The 20,038-nt window shown below is 43.3% G+C and carries 17 protein-coding genes and 1 riboswitch; of the genes, 7 read left to right on the top strand and 10 right to left on the bottom strand.

Annotated elements, in window-relative coordinates; translation table 11 throughout:
• Positions 1–319 precede the first annotated feature (319 nt).
• Positions 320–3,034 carry an HTH-type transcriptional regulator MalT gene (malT, locus tag EAE93_RS14055; protein ID WP_214039920.1) on the top strand — a complete coding sequence of 905 codons (2,715 nt, stop codon included), beginning with the start codon at positions 320–322 and terminating at the stop codon, positions 3,032–3,034.
• Between the two features lie 7 nt (positions 3,035–3,041).
• Here the strand turns inward: malT and EAE93_RS14050 are convergent, their stop codons facing one another.
• A complete protein-coding gene (locus EAE93_RS14050) occupies positions 3,042–4,235 on the bottom strand; it encodes a multidrug effflux MFS transporter (RefSeq protein ID WP_105399437.1) in 1,194 nt (397 codons plus the stop codon).
• Between the two features lie 942 nt (positions 4,236–5,177).
• Here EAE93_RS14050 and EAE93_RS14045 point away from each other — a divergent pair.
• The 5 genes from EAE93_RS14045 (at position 5,178) to EAE93_RS14025 (ending at position 9,954) form a co-directional block, all read left to right on the top strand.
• Positions 5,178–6,428: a class-III pyridoxal-phosphate-dependent aminotransferase gene (locus EAE93_RS14045; RefSeq protein ID WP_415186294.1), complete on the top strand. Its 1,251-nt coding sequence runs from the start codon at positions 5,178–5,180 to the stop codon at positions 6,426–6,428.
• Complete coding sequence (locus tag EAE93_RS14040; protein WP_214039918.1) at positions 6,428–7,489, top strand: zinc-dependent alcohol dehydrogenase; 1,062 nt, start codon at positions 6,428–6,430, stop codon at positions 7,487–7,489. The genes EAE93_RS14045 and EAE93_RS14040 overlap by 1 nt, the downstream gene beginning before the upstream one ends.
• 13 nt (positions 7,490–7,502) lie before the next feature.
• Positions 7,503–8,135 (top strand): HAD family hydrolase, encoded by a 633-nt coding sequence (locus EAE93_RS14035; protein WP_214039917.1) that lies wholly within the window; start codon positions 7,503–7,505, stop codon positions 8,133–8,135.
• A 71-nt stretch (positions 8,136–8,206) separates the two neighbouring features.
• A complete protein-coding gene (locus tag EAE93_RS14030; RefSeq protein WP_105399440.1) occupies positions 8,207–9,358 on the top strand; it encodes an MFS transporter in 1,152 nt (383 codons plus the stop codon).
• A 14-nt stretch (positions 9,359–9,372) separates the two neighbouring features.
• Complete coding sequence (locus EAE93_RS14025) at positions 9,373–9,954, top strand: DUF1349 domain-containing protein (RefSeq protein WP_105399441.1); 582 nt, start codon at positions 9,373–9,375, stop codon at positions 9,952–9,954.
• A gap of 58 nt (positions 9,955–10,012) precedes the next feature.
• Here EAE93_RS14025 and EAE93_RS14020 read toward each other — a convergent pair whose 3' ends face one another.
• The 9 genes from EAE93_RS14020 to thiC form a co-directional block, all read right to left on the bottom strand.
• Positions 10,013–10,498, bottom strand: a complete 486-nt coding sequence (locus EAE93_RS14020; protein ID WP_036814784.1) for a hypothetical protein — start codon at positions 10,496–10,498, stop codon at positions 10,013–10,015.
• 312 nt (positions 10,499–10,810) lie between these two features.
• Positions 10,811–11,287, bottom strand: a complete 477-nt coding sequence (locus EAE93_RS14015; protein WP_036814783.1) for a carbohydrate binding domain-containing protein — start codon at positions 11,285–11,287, stop codon at positions 10,811–10,813.
• 387 nt (positions 11,288–11,674) lie between these two features.
• Complete coding sequence (locus tag EAE93_RS14010; protein ID WP_214039916.1) at positions 11,675–12,163, bottom strand: hypothetical protein; 489 nt, start codon at positions 12,161–12,163, stop codon at positions 11,675–11,677.
• Between the two features lie 552 nt (positions 12,164–12,715).
• A complete protein-coding gene (gene thiH, locus EAE93_RS14005; protein WP_214039915.1) occupies positions 12,716–13,855 on the bottom strand; it encodes a 2-iminoacetate synthase ThiH in 1,140 nt (379 codons plus the stop codon).
• Complete coding sequence (locus EAE93_RS14000; RefSeq protein ID WP_065389739.1) at positions 13,855–14,622, bottom strand: thiazole synthase; 768 nt, start codon at positions 14,620–14,622, stop codon at positions 13,855–13,857. Before EAE93_RS14000 ends, thiH begins: the two co-directional genes overlap by 1 nt.
• A gap of 1 nt (position 14,623) precedes the next feature.
• Positions 14,624–14,824 carry a sulfur carrier protein ThiS gene (thiS, locus tag EAE93_RS13995; protein ID WP_036781089.1) on the bottom strand — a complete coding sequence of 67 codons (201 nt, stop codon included), beginning with the start codon at positions 14,822–14,824 and terminating at the stop codon, positions 14,624–14,626.
• A complete protein-coding gene (locus EAE93_RS13990; protein ID WP_214039914.1) occupies positions 14,821–15,570 on the bottom strand; it encodes a HesA/MoeB/ThiF family protein in 750 nt (249 codons plus the stop codon). The genes thiS and EAE93_RS13990 overlap by 4 nt, the downstream gene beginning before the upstream one ends.
• Positions 15,571–15,580: 10 nt before the next feature.
• On the bottom strand, positions 15,581–16,231 hold the full coding sequence (gene thiE, locus EAE93_RS13985; RefSeq protein WP_214039913.1) for a thiamine phosphate synthase: 651 nt from the start codon (positions 16,229–16,231) through the stop codon (positions 15,581–15,583).
• Positions 16,215–18,152 carry a phosphomethylpyrimidine synthase ThiC gene (gene thiC / locus EAE93_RS13980; RefSeq protein WP_214039912.1) on the bottom strand — a complete coding sequence of 646 codons (1,938 nt, stop codon included), beginning with the start codon at positions 18,150–18,152 and terminating at the stop codon, positions 16,215–16,217. Before thiC ends, thiE begins: the two co-directional genes overlap by 17 nt.
• A 104-nt stretch (positions 18,153–18,256) precedes the next feature.
• Positions 18,257–18,382: riboswitch (TPP riboswitch) on the bottom strand.
• A gap of 728 nt (positions 18,383–19,110) precedes the next feature.
• Between thiC and EAE93_RS13975 the strand changes: the two genes are divergently transcribed.
• On the top strand, positions 19,111–20,038 hold a 928-nt coding region (locus EAE93_RS13975; RefSeq protein WP_214039911.1), incomplete at its 3' end, for an Rpn family recombination-promoting nuclease/putative transposase.

Genomic DNA, 20,038 nt, shown 5'->3' with positions numbered 1-20,038 from the left:
AAGGGCGTAGCCAGTAACTATATTGCGTATCATTTTTGCATTTATTGAGTTCATTTTTTTCCAGCGGATCGATTAAGGTAATTTGCTAATCGCTTCCATAACTTATCTGTAGAAAATGGAATTTGCTGTTCAAGAATGTGATAGGGCACGCAACTTAATACTATGGGGTTCGTAAACATATTTGCAAAAGTCATCTATTTCACTAAATTTGGTTGGGCTGATTAATGACGTCATTACGGACCGTGAAATAAATTTCTAATAACATTACACATGGTTCCGGCGCTGGTTTTACTTATCGCTTCTTTGGGCACGGAAATTAATGCTTATCCCATCAAAACTGAGTCGTCCCGTTCGTCTGAATAATACAGTCTTGCGTAAGCGCCTGTTAGTCAGATTGAATGAGTCGTTTAACTATCGTCTTGTGCTAGTAACCAGTCCCGCAGGTTACGGCAAAACTACATTGGTCTCTCAGTGGGCCGCCGGGCAGGATAATCTGGGATGGTATTCTTTGGATGAGAGCGATAATCAGCCGGAACGTTTTGCCAGCTATCTTATCGCGGCGTTGCAGCAGGCTACGCAGGGACACTGTGTTAAAAGTGAAGTGTTGGCCCAAAAACATCAATATGCCAATTTACCCGCGCTTTTCGCTCAATTATTTATTGAACTTAATGAATGGCGGCGACCCATTTTTCTGGTGATTGATGATTATCATCTGATTGTCAATAGCATTATTCATGAGGCTATGCGGTTTTTCCTGCGTCACCAGCCTGAGAATCTGACGTTAACTATCTTATCGCGTAATTTGCCTTCTCTTGGGATTGCTAATCTGCGGGTGCGTGAGCAATTGCTGGAAATTGACAGTCAGCAACTGGCTTTTGATTATCAAGAAACACAGCAATTTTTTGATAAGCGGTTAACCACATCCCTTGACGCTGACGATTGTAAGCGCCTATGCAATGAAGTGGCGGGTTGGGCAACGGCGCTCCAGCTGATTGCGCTGTCAGCGCGGCAGTCGTGTGATGCCGCTGAACTATCGGCTAAGCGCTTATCGGGCATTAACGCCAGCCATCTTTCCGATTATTTGGTGGATGAGGTACTTAATCAGGTGGATAGTTCGACGCGTGAATTTTTGTTGCGCAGCTCTATCCTACGTTCCATGAATGATGGTTTGATTGTTCGTCTAACCGGTGAAGAGAATGGTCAGCAGCGCCTTGAGGAAACCGAACGTCAGGGGTTGTTTATCCAGCGTATGGATGACTCTGGCGAATGGTTTCGCTTTCATCCGCTTTTTGCTTCATTTCTACGTCAACGCTGTCAATGGGAAATGGCGTTGCAATTGCCGGAGTTGCATCGTGCGGCCGCAGAAGGTTGGCTGGCGCAAGGGTATCCGGGCGAGGCGATTCATCATGCCTTGGCGGCGGGTGATACTGCCATGTTACGCGATATTTTGTTGCAGCATGCTTGGTCGCTATTTAACCACAGTGAGTTATCTCTGTTGGAAGAGTGTATGAATGCGCTGCCTTATGAGCAGCTATTGGAGAATCCGCGTCTGGTGCTGCTTCAAGCTTGGCTGGCCCAAAGCCAACATCGTTATTCAGAGGTCAATACACTGTTGAATCAGGCGGAACAGGCACTGCAACAGAAACAAATTGCCATTGAGCCGGATCTGCTAGCTGAATTCGACGCGTTACGGGCTCAGGTGGCGATGAACAGCGGTAAGCCGGAGATGGCTGATAAGTTGGCGAAACAAGCTTTGGCGGCACTGCTTCCTCAGAATGAATACAGTCGTATTGTTGCGACTTCCGTGGAAGGGGAAGTATTACATTGTAGAGGTGAGTTGGCTGATGCATTAGCGCGGATGCAACAAACCGAGCAGTTGGCGCGTCGTTTCCATGTTCATCACTATGCGTTGTGGGCGCTGTTGCAGCAAAGTGAGATTTTACTGGCTCAGGGATATTTGCAAACGGCTTATGAAACGCAGAGCAAGGCGTTTGAATTGATCCGTGAACAGCATTTGGAGCAGTTGCCAATGCATGAATTTTTGTTGCGTATCCGTTCACAGCTTTTGTGGTGCTGGTCTCGTCTTGATGAAGCCGAAGAGGCTGCGCGTCGTGGGCTGGAGGTGTTGTCTAACTTCCAACCTCAACAGCAGTTGCAGTGTCTGACCCAGTTGTCTAAATGTTCTCTGACCAGAGGAGATATTGATAATGCCCGCCGTTATCTGGCGCGTTGTGAAAACCTGCTAAATAATGGGCAATATCATAGAGATTGGCGCACGAATACTGACAAGCTGCGAGTCATCATTTGGCAGAGTATGGACGACAAAAGCGCCGCTATTCGGTGGTTGGCACAGACCGAGCGACCAGAAAGCGTCAGTAATCATTTTAATCAGGGCCAGTGGCGCAATATTGCTCGTGTTCAGATTTTGCTTGGTTTGTATGATGAGGCTGAGTCCATTTTGGATACACTGAATCAGCATGCGAGAAAATTGCAATTAATTAGCGATCTGAACCGTAATTTATTGTTGTGTAACTTGCTTTACTGGTATGTAGGACGCAAAAGCGAAGCACAGAGTGCGCTTATCGAAGCATTGGCTCTGGCTAACCGTACCGGATTTATTAGCCATTTTGTCATTGAAGGTGAGTTGATGGCTCAACAGCTACGTCAGCTTATTCAACTCAATACCTTGTCTGAATTGGAGTTGCATCGTGCACAGCGCATTCTGCGGGATATCAACCGTCAACATCGCCATAAATTCGCCCATTTTGATGAAAGTTTTGTCACACAGTTGCTAACACATCCCGATGTTCCTGAGCTTATTCGTAATAGTCCGCTGACACAACGTGAGTGGCAGGTGTTGGGATTGATTTATTCAGGCTACAGTAATGATCAGATAGCCGCAGAGTTGGATGTGGCGACGACAACTATCAAGACGCATATACGGAATCTGTATCAGAAGCTAGGAATTGCGAATCGCCAAGAGGCGATTCAGCAAGCACAGCAACTGATGCAGATGATGGGGTTAGGTGTGTGACAGATATTTAAGATTCTAGCGAAACTACCCGTCCTTTCAGGTTACGACTGCGTAGGTGTGCTGACAGGGTTAGCGCGGTACCGAGTAGCATGATTAACACCAGTGACTGTTTGAGCGAAAATGGCAACACCATCGCGATGAGTGAGAGAGAGGAGCCGACAGCCATCTGGACGAATCCTATCAGTGCAGAAGCGACACCGGCTTCGTCAGAATAAGGTTCTAGCGCATAACTGGTCGCAGGCCCCATAGCAAATGCCATACCTGTACAAGCGAAAGCAACCGGCAACATGTAGCTTAGCCAGTGCTGGCTGGCGACAGTCGGCAGATGCATGCCAGAAAATAGAGACAGGCTAGCCAGCGCCATCAGAATTGCCCCTAATAGCAGGCAGCCAGGGCGACCAATTCGATGGATGATTTTGTTTACGGTTAGGAAGGCGATCATCGCCCAGAGTCCGTTGCCGCCAAAAATCAATGAAAAGGCTAGCGGTGATACATGACCCTCGGTCATCAGCACGGTGGGGGCAAATGACACATAGGTAATGACTATGCCCATAATGCCGGCGTTAACCAAGGCAAAATGCATAAACTGGGCATTGCTAAGAATTTGGAAGTATTGTTTCAGTGGTAGCCCGTGAACAGTCTTAGTATTAGCGGGGCGCGTTTCTGGTAACCAGGCGGCAATGATCAGTAGTGCAATAACTGAGTAGCAAGTCAAAAACCAAAATGGCGCCCGCCAGTTGAAAATTTCGGCCAAAATACCGCCAAGTAATGGCGCGAGAGCCGGAACAATATTTAGCGTACCGTTAATAAATCCATAGGCTTTGGCCGCCTCATCACCGTTTAGGCGATCACGCACACCGCTAACGCAGACGACACTGGTACAGCAGACAGCGCATCCTTGAATAATTCGCGCGGCAATAAAAATTTCGGGAAAAGTAGAAAGCGCTGCGATCACAGAACCGATGATATATAAGGTGATACCCGTTAGGGCCACTGGTCGACGGCCGAATTTATCTACCAGTGGTCCGGCGATTAACTGGCCTAGCCCCATAATTAATAAAAACAAAGAAATCGTTGACTGAATAACTTCATTGTTAACTTTAAAATCCTCGGCGATAGCTGGGACGGTAGGCAAGAATACATCGACACCCAAAGGTCCAAAAAGTGCCAGGCTAAGTAGTAGAAGAATATAATTTTGCATGTGTGTTCTTTTGAAATTTCAATAATGGTGGTGGTTTTATTGGTGAATAGGCTCAGTGGAATTGATTCTTTAGTGCGACCAAAGATCTTGGATACACCAGAAATCCTACTGGCAAATCATTTCAAGCTGACGATAGGGATGTTTAAGGATTACCCACAGACTGAACCCTTTACTTTTTTTAAAGACTGAACTTTATACGAGCTATTCATTGGTGTAAACCGACTAGCTTGTATGGGTATTTTTAAAAGAATTTTATATATACCCGTCATCTTTCAAGTTGTCTCTTTGTTGGCTGCACTCGCTCACCCCGGTCACATAGTTCGCTATGCTCCCGGGGATTCACTCCCTTGCCGCCGCGATACATCTTGAAATCCATAGGGTATAGGAAAAAAATACCTGATATATCACCTCAAAAGGCTATCCCTGATAGTAATATCTGATTATTTTTAATGTCAAAATATTATAAATGCAGATAAACAATATCGCGCTGTAATAATCAGTGCGTTCTGTACTCGACATTTGAATGTTAGTCGAGAGTCTGGCTATATTCAGTGTATGAAAAGCACGCCGTTTCAGACAAATAGAAATAATCGAGAATTTTTTATTACATTTTATCACCTTTAGAAAATAACCACGCGTAAATATAAATGCTCTTAATCATCAGCGCAAAAGTCGGAAAGGGAGAGATTTTTAGTACAGTTTTGCAGGATTTTTAATAGAATTTTTTGTCATAACCCGATAGATCAGCAGTTCTGCATGCCATTAATTAATCATTCAAAATAATAATGTATTTTATACAAAATACTTTAATTTTTTAAATGTTTTTGATGTTTTTACATGTTCTTTGTTGATCTAAATTAATTTTTAGTAAATATTCTCTTACCTGTTAAAGATTATTGTGCTTTCTTATAGTTAGAAATGATTAATTAGGGTAATGAAATGATGGAAAATGGTAAACGATTTGAAGATGTGCTTTCTCGCTTTGTTGGGAACGGCCCTTATCTGGAAATTGATGGTGAAAAGTATATCGATGCAGCTTCGGGGACATTTAACCTTCCACTTGGGTACACTAATCGCAGAATAACAGAAAAATTAAAACAGCAGATCGATAGATGTACACATCTGAGTTCAGCCTATACCCATGAAATGTCACAATATATTTTGGCTAAATTAGTTAAACACACCCCTAAGGGCATTGATAGAATATGGTTGCGTGATGTTTCCGGTTCTGGGGCGGTTGAATGTGCAATTCGTATCGCGCAAAAAGCAACAGGGCGTTCAGGAGTTATCTCTTTCTTTCTGGCTCATCATGGTCAGTCTTTAGCCACAGCGCAAATTTCGGGTAATGCTTTTAGAATTAAAGATTTTCATGTCAACATTGATGGTTCTTTAAAAGTTCCAACCCCTGCTAGTGTTATGTCAGAACTTGGACCAAATACAGAACCCAATCAATATCTTGACTTAGAACAATTTATTCAATTGGGTTCAAATGACAATATTGCTTGTCTTATTATTGAACCGATTCAAGGAAACGGCGGAAATAACGTTTTCCCCGTCGATTTTTACCGTAAGATCAGAGACATCTGCCATAAACATGACATTATTATTATCGCGGATGAAGTACAGACTGGATTTGGCCGTACCGGAACATTCTTTGCTTCAACCGGTTACGCTAAAGAATTAGAACCGGATATTATTGTTTTCGCTAAGGGCGCTGGTGGCATAGGTATTCCTACCGGTGGTGTGCTGATGCGGAGTTCATTAGATGTATTAGAGTCATTCGAACATTCCAGCACATCAGGCGCTAACCCTCTTTCATTAACAGCTCTCAACGAAATTATCGATATTATCGAAGACGAACAGGTTCTGGAGAATGTGCAACGTCATGAAGCTTATTTACGTGATGGCTTATTAGCATTACAGCATAAATACCCAGAGATTACCGGTGTTAGGGGCGTCGGTTATATGTTTGGCTTTGATACGCCATCACCGGAATTTGCGGCACAAGCGATCGCAATAGCGAATTCCCATAATTTGATCATCCGTGGTTCTCGTTATGGTAAAGGTCGTGCGCTTAAAGTTCGTCCGCCGCTAATTTGTACTCAGGAACATTTAAACGAAATTTTGCATAAGCTTGATCTGACTTTTGCTGATATGACATTAAATATGCTGGATACCAAGGAGGTAGCGTAATGAAAGCGCTTAAATTTAATCGGGTGTGGGATGTGCAAATCCAGGATGTTGAACCGTTACGCTGTGTTGAACCTGATGATGTCGTCGTTGATATTGCGGTGTGTGGCGTTTGTGGTACGGATGTTGGGATTATCACCGGATCTTATCCTGTTGCTATTCCGGGAACCACTCTGGGCCATGAAACAACGGGAGTTATTGCGCAAATAGGGAAGGGTGTCACACATTTTAATGTGGGTGATCGTGTTGTTATCAATCCAACCTATTCCTGTGGGCATTGTCGGATGTGCCAGACAGGTAGTCCAAATCATTGTGAGAAAAAATTGGGAACCGAAGCGGGGGTTTCCTATGACGGGGCATTTGCTGAACAGTATCTGGCTAAAGAGAGTTCACTGATAAAGCTGGATGATCATGTCAGTATGGAAGAGGCATCATTGACTGAGCCACTCAGTTGCACACTGACCGGGGTTGATAAACTGGGCATTACTCATACTAATATTCGTGCGGCGGTCGCTGGCGCAGGCCCAATGGGAATGCTCTACATTTGGGCTTTACATGCCAAAGGCGTTAAGGCTTTCATGGTCGAGAAAAACGAAAGTCGTGTTCAATTTGCCAAAGAAAATCTGCCGCCGGAATGTGAGCTGTATACTGATTTTGATGAGGCATTGGCGCAACAATATGGTGATAAATTAGCGCTTATCGATCTATGTGTGGATACGACCGGCCAGTTAACCGAATACATTTTTGACCATTTGGCGCCTGGCGGAAAATTGTTGAATGTCGCGCTTAAAGATAAGCATGCCAATCTTGATATCTTGAAAATTGCTGATAAGAGCCTTTCCGTGATTGGTTCCATTGATTCTCTGAATAACAGTTTTGAGCGTGCTTATACCATGATCCGTGATGGTGTTATTCCAGCCGGTCGTCTGGTCAGCCAAGTTTTTGATTTTAATGATTACTTGCAGGCTTTTCTCACTGTGGGTTGTGATATTGCGTGCAAAAGCCAAAAACCACTGTTTACTCCGAACTGTAAAGTGCTGATCCGTATTTCCGATCTAAAATAATGGAATGTTTCACATGGATAGATTTAATGTGATTTTTGATATCGATGGAGTCATTGTTGACAGTGAACAATTGCACTTTGATGTTCTTTGTGATTTGGCTCCTGATTACACGCAGCATGTACAACCACAGCAACTTATTGGCCTGAGTCTGGAGGAAACGTTAGATTACATTGGGGTGCCAGCTCAGCAACAGCAAGAGATCACTGCCCAAATCGTCTCTGTTTACAAAGATAAGCTGTCTAAAAGTTACCTTCGTCCAGGGATTTCCAGGTTGATAGCGGCCTTACAACAGCACCGTATCCCTTTTGGCTTTGTTTCTACTGCGCCGCGGGAAGTCTGTTTGGCGAATATTGGATTACTGGAGTTGAATGAAAGCCCGGCTTTAATCTCTGGTGATGATGTTGCGAGGACGAAACCTTATCCAGATCCCTATCTTGCTATGTTGAAATTGAAGTCTATGGATGTTCATCAAACATTAGTGATTGAAGATACCGATTTGGGGATTACAGCAGCAACGCAGGCGGGTATTCCCTATGTATATGCTTGGCCCCATGCTTTATCGGTTGCGGAACAGTATCAACAGGCGACTCGTATTATTGGGGCGCTGACCGATATTCCGCAATTTTCTAAAATTAATTTTGTGTAACTTAATGCCCTCCATTATTAGTCATAGCGGAGGGCATTTTATTTATGTGGATTATATAGAAGGAACATGAGTTGTCTGATCAAAATATTATCTCTTTGGTAAAACAACCCATTATGGCGACGCGCGCCGCTTTTTTTATTGCTGGTTTTAGTCTTGCAAGTTGGGCTCCCCTCATTCCTTTAGCTAAAGAACGGCTACAACTTGATAATGGCGCTATGGGGCTTCTAATGTTGGCATTCGGCATTGGTTCTTTCATCATGATGCCAATAGCGGGCATGTTAGCCGCACGTTTCGGTTGCCGAAAAATTTTCACTTTATGTGCTTTGATCGTATTAGTGATGTTGCCGGGGTTAAGTGTATTACCGACGCCGTTGACGCTGGCTTGCGTTTTATTTGTCTTTGGTGCAGGTATTGGGGCAATGGATGTTGTGGTCAATATCCATGCCGTCATGGTCGAGAAAATGGCTCAGAGGCCAATTATGTCTGGCTTTCACGCGTTATTTAGTTTGGGCGGGATCGCCGGCGCAGGATCGGTGAGTGCATTATTGTCTCTGGGAATATCTCCTCTCCAGGTGATGGTAATGGCGGTATTACTGATTATTTTATTGCTATTGCCGGTATGGGGCGGGTTATTGAACGAAGCCGAAGCGGGTGATACGCCATTCTTTGCTGTGCCTCATGGGATCGTGATTTTATTGGGCTTTCTCTGTTTTGTCGCTTATATCATGGAAGGATCAATGCTGGACTGGAGCGGTATATTATTAACCAGCGTACATAATATCAGTAGTCATCAGGCTGGTATCGGTTATACCCTGTTTGCGATTGCTATGACATCGGGCCGCTTTATGGGTGATAAGATCATTACCCTTTATGGACATCAACGAGTTTTTATCAGCAGTGCTTTATTGGCGACTTCTGGGTTTATTCTTATTTACTCAGCATCAACCGCAATGATATTAGGACTCTCTTTCCTGATGATAGGCGCCGGATTATCCAATATAGCGCCAATGCTTTTTACCGCTTCTGGTCAACAGAAAATTATGCCTGATTCGCTGGCTGTTGCCGCGGTTTCTACAATGGGATATTCAGGGATTTTGCTGGGACCTGCAATCATAGGTGGATTAGCGCATATTGTGACATTACACGGCGCTTTTGCTTGTATTGCTTTACTCTCTATTTCCTTATTTGCAGGATATAAATTGATTAATTCGAGCGGAAGATAATAGAGGAAGTTCCTATGAGTTTGTCACAATATCATTGGCTTAATGAACCATCTGATTGGCAATGTGGAAGCGGCTGGCTTAATGTCACTACAGATCATAAGACCGACTTTTGGCAGAAAACATGGTATGGCTTTGAACGTCATAATGGCCATGTTTTTGGGCGTTATGTTGAGGATGATTTCACCTTTCAACTCTGTATTGAAGGCTGTTTTGAACATTTATACGATCAGGCAGGAGTCATGTTATTAGTCGATGAGAAACATTGGCTGAAAGGCGGAATTGAATATTCTGATGGTCATGCCACGATTGGTAGTGTGCTGACACGTCATCATTCTGATTGGTCTATGGGCGTATTTCCCGGTGATTCTAGTAAATTCTGGTTACGTTTGACTCGTGAAGAGGGATATTTAAGACTGCAATATTCCACTGATGGTTTACGGTGGCCATTGTTGAGGTTGGCTCCTTTTTTTGAAGATAAACAACCTGTCTTTGTTGGTGCAATGTGTTGTTCTCCAGAACGGCACGGATTACAGGTGCGGTTTTCTGATTTCCAATTGACACCGCCAATAAAAAAACCATTGCATGATTTAAGTTAGCTAAACGGCTCAACACCCGGAGCAATGTGCTTCGGGTGTTATATATTAAGTCAGATGTTTAAACTCTTTCTAAAATAAAACCGGTAAAGTCAGCAGTTGCTTCTTCTGGAAGTTCTACAAATTGTTCTTTCAGTATGTAAACACGTAAAAGTCCCTCTTCATCTGTGTTTAATTCAACTGAACCGGTCGTAAAATTGAAGCTATTTACAACAAAGGATTCAGGGCCAAATGTGCGATTTTGTAAACCAAAATAAGCTGGCAACGCCCTTTGTGGTGTTCGTTTTATCGATAAGCGTGCTGTACCCGTCAGTCTATATCTAACGTTAGGCTCCAACCCTGTTATTATTTGATCAATGACGCCAGAGCTGGAATAGCTTTGGATGCTAAGAAAATTAACCCCATTTTCGGATAAGATTTCTACAGTTTCAGGGGCTGGGATTCTCCAGCCTTTATATCCTTCATCAAATGAGCCATTAACCAGTTCTTTATTAGTGTTTTTTGTATCAGAATAATCTGTGCGATTTAATATTTTCTTCATATCCATATATGAGTCCTGTTAAATGAATAACGATTGAATTTTATTTTTCTTAATAATTTTTTCTGTAAGTACTTTAGCAATAATGGGGAAATATTCAATCGTGTTTTTCAATTGAATATTATGTCTGTGATAATTAGTGTGAAAATAAATGAGGTGACGAAATTATTACGATGGGTATTTATTTTTAAATAATTGAGCTATATTCTAGTTAAAATATTACTTTGTAATTTTTAAGTTTATTTTTTCAACCTATATTTAAACACCCAGAGCAGTGAACTCTGGGTGTTTAAAATGTTAAAATATATCGAAGTTAAATGCTTAGGCTTTCTCTAAAATAAAACCGGTAAAGTCAGCGGTTTCTCCGTCTGGGCGAGGGCCAACTTGGTCTTTCAACAAATAAACGCGTAAAAGTCCCTTTTGATCTGTACTTAATTCTACTGAACCCGTTGTAAAATCGGTGCTGTTTACAGCAAAAGAGTTAGGGCCATCGGTATGGCTCTGTAAACCAAAATAAGCTGATGAGGCCCATTCTGCTGATACGCGAGCTGTACCGGTTAGTTTATATTTAGTGTTAGGTTCTAATCCTTCGATAATTTGATCAATGACGCCAGAACCGGTAACGCTTTGGATTCTGATAAAGTGAACGCCATTTTCAGATAAGATTTCTACTGACTCAGGCGCTGGGATTCTCCAGCCGTTATATCCCTCTTCGAATGAGCCGTTTACCAGTTCTTTATGAGAGTTTTTCTTGCTATCAGAATAATCTTCATTATTCAGGATTTCTTGTACGTTCATATATTAGTCCTTTTTAAATAGATAGAAATGAGTTTAATTTCTTTCAGCGCTTTGTTTTTCGGGAGGGCACTTTATCAATAATGGGATAATACTCAATTGTATTTTTTATTGGTGGTGAGTTGTAATTTGTATAAATTAATACAAGAATAAATGAGTTATAAGCGCTTATCCTGATAGGCGTTTATGTAGGCTAATTTGTTGCTCGTGGTAGAGTTCATTGTTGCAGAAATGTTATGTTTAAATATTGGTCACATTGAGAAAAAAATAGAATGAATAATGAGGTAATATCTATAGCTGTAATGTTAAAACATAGTATTAAAACTAAAACTACATTATTAAAACGCCCGGAGTAGTGAGCTTCGGGCATTCAGATGTTAAACGTTTATATTAGGCTTTCTCGAAAATAAAACCAGTAAAATCAGCGGTAACTTCTGGTGGTGGGGGCTCAGTTCCCATTGTGGTTTTTGCTAAGAAAACGCGTAAATATCCTTCTGCATCTGTACTTAATGTTACAGAACCGGTGATAAATTCCGTGGAGTCTACAACAAAAGTGTTATGATTAAAGGTATCATTATGTAAACCAAAAATAGCTGGGAAGCCGTCGTCTATTACGCCTATGGTGGGTGATATGCGCGCTTTACCTGTTAGCTTATATTTAGTGTTAGGTTCTAATCCTTCTATAATTTGAAAGATGGCATCAGACTTAGGGTGGATTCTAAGAAAGTTAATTCCATTCTCAGATAAGATTTTTACCGTTTCGGGGAATGGGATTATCCAGCCTTTATATCCTTCATCAAATGAGCCATTAATCAATTCTTTATCAGAACTTTTCTGACCAGAATAATCTATATTATTCAGAATGTCTTCTATATTCATATGTTAATCCTTTTAAAATTGATAGTAATAAATTTAATTTTTCTTAAGCGTTTTATTGCTCGGGAATGACTTTATCAATGATAGGAGGATATTCAATTGTGTTTTTTATTAATTGGGAATTGTAATTTGTATAAATTAATAAGGAATAAACAATGGGGAGTTAAATTATATACGATAAATATAGTATTTTCTATTTATTCGATATAGGTATAAACTGGATTTTTATATTCTTATTTCTGTGAGTAATATATGTATATGTCATAAAAAAACATGCGTAAAATGGCCTTGTTGCAATAGTGTTTTGATGATTGAAATGAATTTTTAATGTTGGTTGGATTGATAGAGATAAAATATTTAATTTTATATTCAGAATAGGTCCTTTGAATAGAGATTATTTTGCAGGTGATAATGATGATGGGGAATATATTGGATTATATAACTGTCTGGTATTAGTGCCAGACAGTTATTTATATTAAATCTTATTTCGTGTAATGATTACCTGTTAAAGGCTCTTACCTAAAATAGAATTATGTTAGAACAGAGAAAATTAAATTATCGACCTAAATAGTTATCCCAATCTTTCCAGACAGGTTGTAACCCGGCTTTAATTAATACTTCCGCGACCTGATAAACAGAACGGTTATCATGCGGCATAAATTGTTCCAATTCTTCGTGACTACTATCTGCGTAACCACCGGGTTGGGTTTTAGAACCGGCACTAACATTGTTGATTGCCAGTGGTATGACGTGATCGCGGAAGAATGGAGATTCACGAGTAGAAATAGAAAGTTCAATATCTGGCGCAAATAGACGAAAAGCACAAATCAGTTGTACCAGTTCGGCTTCACTTATCAGCGATGCGGGCTCAATGCCTCCGGCACAAGGTCGTAAACGTGGGAATGAAATGGAGTAACGGCTCTGCCAATATGTACGTTGCAGAAAGAATAAATGCTCCGCCACCATATAACAGTCTGTCCGCCAATGATTAGAGAGGCCAATTAGCGCTCCTAAACCGATTTTATCGATTTTTGCCCGACCAAGACGATCGGGTGTTTGTAGTCGCCAGTGAAAATCCCGTTTCTTACCCCGTAGATGATGTAACAGGTAAGTTGGCTCATGATAGGTTTCCTGATAAACCATCACACCATCTAGCCCCAGCGTTTTTAATTCTGAGTACTCTTCCTGTGTCATAGGCTGGACTTCCATCATTATTGAGCTGAAATATTCGCGAATAAGTGGCAGATAGCGGCGGAAATAATCCATACCGACCTTGCCCTGATGTTCTCCGGTGACTAATAACAGATTGTCGAAGCCCAGCGCTTTAATCGCCTGACATTCGGCAATAATTTCATCTTTATTCAGTGTCTTGCGTTTGATGCGGTTACTCATTGAGAACCCGCAATAGGTGCAGTCATTGGCACACAAATTGGAGAGATAAAGCGGTACATAAAAACCAATGGTGTTACCGAAGCGTTGACGAGTCAGTTTCTGTGCCCGTTGTGCCAGTGGTTCGATATAGGATTTCGCCGCCGGAGAGAGCAAGGCCATGAAATCGTCCAGATTTAATTTGTTGCTGCTTAATGCTCGTTCAACATCCTGCGCGGTTTTGCTATTAATGCGAAGGGTAATGTCATCCCAGTCCAATTGTTGCCAGCGATAACTAAAATTGCTGTTTGTAAGATGATTCGTCATCAGAACACTCTCAGGAAATCAGTCAGCGGACTGGATGCAACAGCATGTTGTTTTGGACTTGCCAGACCAGCTTGAGAGGATAATTCGCCTGCTTCGATCGCCATTTTAAAAGCTTGAGCCATTTTTATGGGATCTCGTGCAACGGCAATTGCGGTGTTGACTAATACGGCATCAGCCCCTAGTTCAATCGCTTCCAGTGCATGGCTTGGGGCGCCGATGCCGGCATCAATAACCACCGGCACTTGTGCTTGCTCGATAATAATTTGCAGGAAATCTCGCGTTAGTAGCCCTTGATTAGAGCCGATCGGCGCGCCTAAAGGCATGACCGCCGCGCAACCCACCTCTTCCAGACGTTTACACAAAACGGGATCAGCACTGCAATAGGGCAGAACGACAAACCCATCTTTGACCAACATTTCCGCGCCTTTAAGTGTTTCAACCGGGTCAGGTAACAAGTATTTCACATCCGGGTGGATCTCCAGTTTGATCCAGTTGGTTGCCAGTGCTTCACGGGCCAGACGGGCGGCAAACAGAGCCTCTTCTGCGGTTTTGGCCCCAGAAGTATTTGGCAGCAATTTGACGCCAAGTTTTTGCAATGGCGCTAAAATAGCGTCATTTCCGCTCTGCAAATCAATGCGTTTCATTGCCATCGTGACAAGCTGGCTGCCGGAAGCCGCTATAGCTTGAGTCATTACATTTGCGTTGGCGAATTTGCCTGTACCGGTAAATAGACGGGAGTGAAAAGTCGTATCAGCAATTTTTAACATATCAACCTCCAGCAATAGCCTGAAATAAAAGGATATTGTCTCCATCATTGATCTGATGCGTATTCCACTCTGAACGCGGAATAATGGTTTGATTAATAGCCAGTGCCATTCCCGGTTGTGTTTGTTCAAGTTGTTCTAGCAATTGCTGTATAGCCAGAGGAGCCATAAGCTCCATCGGCTGGTCGTTTACCGTAATTTTCATGCAATATCTCTGCAAATCGGGCATTGTTGCGACGGGTTAAGTTGTAGTGTGCTCCAGCTTTGCTGTTTACCATCAAACAGTCGGAGCTTGCCGCTTAACGGGGAAGGAAGCCCGGTTAACATTTTGATAGCTTCCAATGCCTGTAATGTGCCGATGATACCGACTACCGGACCTAATACACCCGCGGTCCGGCAATTTCGTAGTGGTTCTTCCTGTTCAGGGTAGAGACAGCTATAGCAGCCATGAAGATAAGGGGGTTCAAATACCATAAGTTGACCGCTAAAACCGACCGCACTGCCGCTAATTAATGGTTTTCGCGTTGCCACACAAGCGGCATTGATAGCGTGGCGGGTTGTCATGTTGTCACTGCAATCGAGAACCAGATCGACTTGCTCCACGATTGTTGTCAGAGATTCCAGATCCTGACGTTGATTAAGGACCATCGTTTTTATCAGCGGATTCAATGCATTGAGTTGATTGGCTGCAAGATCAGCTTTTGCGGCAGGGATCTCTTCGGTGCGGTAAAGTATTTGCCGTTGTAAATTGGAAATGTGCAATTGGTCATCATCAGCGAGATAAATTGTCCCCACACCTGCCCCGGCCAGATAGAGAGAAGCAGGAGCGCCTAACCCTCCCAGTCCGACAATCAGTATGCGGCTGGATTTCAGTTTTTCCTGCCCTTCCGGGCCAATATCTTCGAGTAACAGTTGTCGGCTGTAACGCATAAATTCTTGATCATTCAACATAAGAACCTCTCTATCCCTTCAACTCAATGCCTTCAACCAGATGAAGCAGTTGTGCGGTCGCCTGACGCCAATCCTTTGCTTTGGTAATGGCACTCACCAGCGCCACACTGCCGACTCCCGTTGCAATGACATCCGGTACGCGTTCAAGAGAGATGCCGCCGATGGCGACAGTAGGATAGTCTGGTGTGTTTTCTACCTGCCGTTTCAGGGCTGCCAGTCCTTGCGGGGAAGATGGCATCTCTTTGGTCGTGGTTGGGAAAATGTGGCCGAGAGCGATATAAGATGGACGCAGGGATTTTGCTCGTGCCAGCTCTTGTTCATCGTGGGTAGAGATTCCTAACCGCAATCCCGCTGTTTGGATGGCGTTCAGATCAGCGATGACTAAATCTTCCTGCCCCAGATGAACACCATAAGCGCCATGTTTTATTGCCAGTCGCCAGTAGTCGTTAATAAACAGACGAGCGTTATATTGGCGGCTGAGCATAATGGTTTGTTGAATCTCTTCTTCTACCTGATCTTCTGGCAGATCTTTAATTCTCAACTGAATTGTGGTGACGCCTGCTTTTAACAAACGGGAAATCCACGCTAGCGAATCCACGACCGGATACAAGCCCAATTTGTATTCAGTTGGGGCAAATGGCGCGTTAGGCAGATTGTTCATGGGATACATCCTCTACGCTGTGATACAACTCGCCACCGTGGGCGCGGAATGCTTCAGACATCTGTTCCATACCAGCGGCGTAATCGCGTACTTCCTGAGAAATCTTCATAGAGCAGAATTTAGGCCCACACATAGAACAGAAATGGGCAACTTTGCCGGAGGCTTGTGGCAGCGTTTCATCGTGATAGGCGCGAGCAGTGTCGGGATCGAGCGCCAGATTAAATTGATCTTCCCAGCGGAATTCAAAACGTGCTTTAGACATGGCGTTATCGCGAATTTGTGCGCCGGGATGACCTTTGGCGAGATCGGCGGCGTGAGCAGCAATTTTGTAGGTAATCAGCCCTTGCTTAACATCATCTTTGTTTGGCAAACCGAGATGTTCTTTTGGCGTCACATAACAGAGCATGGCGCAGCCAAACCAGCCAATCATGGCTGCGCCGATACCGGAAGTGAAGTGGTCATAACCCGGTGCAATATCTGTCGTCAGTGGACCAAGGGTATAGAAAGGGGCTTCGTGACAATGCTCTAATTCTTCCGTCATATTGCGGCGGATCATCTGCATAGGAATATGCCCAGGGCCTTCTATCATCACTTGAACATCATATTCCCAGGCAATTTTGGTCAGTTCACCTAATGTGTGCAGTTCTGCAAACTGCGCTTCATCATTAGCATCCTGAATAGAACCGGGGCGTAGACCGTCTCCTAATGATAGGGAAACATCATAAGCGGCGCAGATTTCACAAATTTCACGGAAATGTTGGTAAAGGAAGTTTTCTTGGTGATGAGACAGACACCATTTCGCCATAATTGAACCACCGCGGGAGACAATCCCGGTGAGGCGTTTGGCTGTCATCGGTACATAGCGCAGTAATACACCGGCATGAATGGTGAAGTAATCGACACCTTGTTCCGCTTGTTCCAGCAAGGTATCACGGAACATTTCCCAGGTGAGATTTTCCGCGACGCCATTGACTTTCTCCAGCGCCTGATAAATAGGGACTGTACCGATAGGAACCGGGCTATTACGTAAGATCCATTCGCGGGTTTCGTGGATATAACGGCCTGTGGAGAGATCCATGACCGTATCTGCGCCCCAGCGAGTAGACCAGATTAACTTTTCTACTTCTTCCTCAATAGAAGAGGTGACGGAAGAGTTACCGATATTAGCGTTAACCTTCACCAGAAAATTGCGGCCAATAATCATCGGTTCTGATTCAGGGTGATTAATATTGGCAGGAATAATGGCCCGACCGGCTGCGACTTCCTGACGGACAAATTCTGGTGTGATATTTTCCGGCAACTGAGCGCCAAAACTTTGTCCAGCATGTTGTTGGCGTAGCACATCACCGTGGATACGTTCGCGCCCCATATTTTCCCGCAGTGCGATAAATTCCATTTCCGGCGTGATGATGCCTTTACGGGCATAGTGCAGTTGAGTAACGCATTTGCCTTCACGGGCTTTTAATGGATGGGGGCGATGATTGAAACGTAAATGATCGAGACCGGCATCCGCCAGGCGTTGCTGAGTAAAATCGGAGCCGAGAGCGGCGACAGGTTCAGTATCTTGGCGTTCATTGATCCACGGTTGGCGTAGTTTGGTTAACCCGATATGTACATCCAGTTTGGCATCAGGATCGCCATAAGCGCCGGAAGTATCATAAACCGGAATGGCTTCGTTTTCTTCATACTGAGGTTCTTCTTTGGTTCCGCCAATTAACGTGGGCGATAACTGAATTTCGCGCATTGGAACTTGGATATCGTCACGGGAACCTTGAAGATAAATTCGTCGTGAATTTGGGAACGTCACGCCCTGAATAGAATTAATAAATTCCTGAGCGGCATCGCGTTGAGCTTTACGCGGGCGTGCCGGATTGGGTTTTGGTGAAATATCGGTTGTAGGGATAACAGTATTATGAGACATAGCAAATTCCTAACTGTGTTATTGGGAAAGTTGCTTGTCTGGAGCTCGCAGGGAGTAATGGTTGATGGCTGGACAGGCCCGTAAAAAATTGGGTGGGCTAACAGCGGTTGATTACTCTTGTTCCCTTCGCGGGTATTAACCCGATCAGGTTCCGCGGATCCCGAATTAACGGTCTCAGCCTGTGTATGCTGCGATAAAACAGCTTACGCTAGGCACTCCGACAAGAAAGCAAACAGTAGTATAGAAGGGATTATGAAAACTACAACCCTTACTGATTGAAAGTATTTACAGTGACCAGGTTAATTGTTTTTAGCTATGTTGCTGATTGTTTTGTGATCGATTTATCATGTTTATTAATTTTTTAACTACAACTTGTTAAGGAAATAAGGCATGAAAAACTTTGATTCATCTAAAGTGGTTAAAGTTAAATTACCATTGTCGGGTTGGGTTGTTTCATGAAGATGGTGGACCAATGTTCGATATATTTCATGCCTATTTTGTACCTAACTGTATTTGTCAAATTTTATATAAAATGTCTAATATATATTTCGATATTTATGAGGAAGAAATTAGATTACGGTTTAATACTGCATTGAAAAAATTTTTGGATACAAAAGAGATAATAGATCATCTGGCGGGAATTCAGTCCAATTTTTTCGATCTGAACATCCAAGATTAACGGACATATAAGTAATCGATATTTTGATGAGGGAGGTTATTATGCGAATGCAAGTTAAAAATTCATTTAAATGAATGGATTTCATAAAGTAGTTGTTGTAAATATAATATTTGATCGTTTTTTATTTTCTGATATTTTATTCTTTAGGCTCTTCTATTAATGCATTCGATAAAGATTTGCCTGAGGAAATCTGAGACAATGTTTTTTGTAACTTGGTAGAAATACTATACCTTGACAATGAGTGGTAATGACTAACTGATAAAGACAGAGAAACAGATTGTGGCAAAGAAAGAAAAACAGCCTCACCATGATTCGTTATTCAAGCATTTTTTAACGCAGCCTGAAACGGCCAAAGAGTTTTTATCCCTTTATCTGCCCGAAGAGGTTCAGTTGTTGTGTGATTTAGCCACATTGAAACTGGAGTCCGGCAGTTTTGTGGACCGGCATTTACGTCAACTGCACAGTGATGTGCTGTACTCGGTTGAAACGGTCCGGGGACAGGGCTATATCTATTGTCTGATTGAGCATCAGTCCACCCCTGACCCGCTGATGGCCTGGCGGCTGATGCATTATGCCATGTCAGCTATGGCGGCCCACCTGAAGAAAGGCCATACTGAACTCCCTTTGGTGGCGCCGCTGCTGTTTTATCATGGGGAGGTTCGGCCATATCCTTACTCAAACCGGTGGCTGGATTGTTTTACGCTCCCTGAACAGGCTGCCCGTTTATACCATCAGGCGTTTCCGTTGGTGGACGTCAGTGCGCTCAGCGATGAAGAGATCCTGACGCATAAAGGCGTTGCCCTGATGGAACTGGTGCAAAAACACATTCGCTGTCGGGATATGCAGGAATGGCTCCTCCAATTGGTGGAACTCTTGAATGCAGGGTATAATACAACCGAGCAGCGCAATGTGGTGTTACGCTATATTTTACTGAATGGGCATACGCTGGATCTCTCCCAATTTGTCCATCAACTGATTGAACAATCTCCGGAGCATGAAACGATGTTGATGACTATTGCAGAACAGCTTGAACAAAAAGGGCTTGAGCGTGGTATTGAACTAGGCCGAGAAGAAGGTATTGAGCTAGGTCGAGAGGAAGGTATTGAACTAGGCCGAGAGAAAGGTAAAGTGGAAACGGCTCGTGCCTTATTACGGCATGGCGTGAGTTTAGACATTATTGTCACCAGTACCGGACTGAGCCGGGATA

The organism is Photorhabdus akhurstii (assembly GCF_018448925.1).
In the GTDB taxonomy this organism is placed as follows: Bacteria; Pseudomonadota; Gammaproteobacteria; order Enterobacterales; family Enterobacteriaceae; genus Photorhabdus; species Photorhabdus akhurstii.
This window is presented reverse-complemented; position numbering and strand designations above follow the sequence as displayed.